Consider the following 421-nt stretch of genomic DNA (forward strand, 5'->3'; position numbering starts at 1 on the left):
GGTGTTTTTAGTTTGTGCGCGCTTTTGGTCTGGTTCTTGTAGTCTGAGAATGAAAGGCGCAGTGCATGACAACGGACATCGATTTTCTTATTTGACTGCAAAAATTTATTACAAAGGATAAAACAATGGCAATTAGCTTAACCAAAGGTGGTAATGTTAATTTATCAAAAGAAGCACCGAATTTAACCAACATAGCCGTCGGTCTTGGCTGGAACCCACGTGCCACTGACGGGCAAGCCTTTGACTTAGACGCGATCGCGTTTTTGGTCAATGAATCGGGTAAAGTACGGGCAGATACAGATTTTATTTTCTTTAACAACCTAAAATCATCCGATGGTTCGGTAGAGCATACCGGTGATAACCGCACTGGTGAAGGCGATGGCGATGATGAAGTCATCAAAGTGGATTTGTCTAAAGTCCC

The 421-nt window shown here is 42.8% G+C and carries 1 protein-coding gene; it reads left to right on the plus strand.

All coding sequences use genetic code 11. From position 1 onward, the window contains the following. Positions 1 to 125: 125 nt before the first annotated feature. The coding region (locus tag M3175_RS26130) for a TerD family protein (protein WP_251524625.1) at positions 126 to 421 on the plus strand (296 nt) is incomplete at its 3' end.

The sequence above is a fragment of the Robertmurraya korlensis genome (genome assembly GCF_023715225.1).
Taxonomy (GTDB): domain Bacteria; phylum Bacillota; class Bacilli; order Bacillales; family Cytobacillaceae; genus Robertmurraya_A.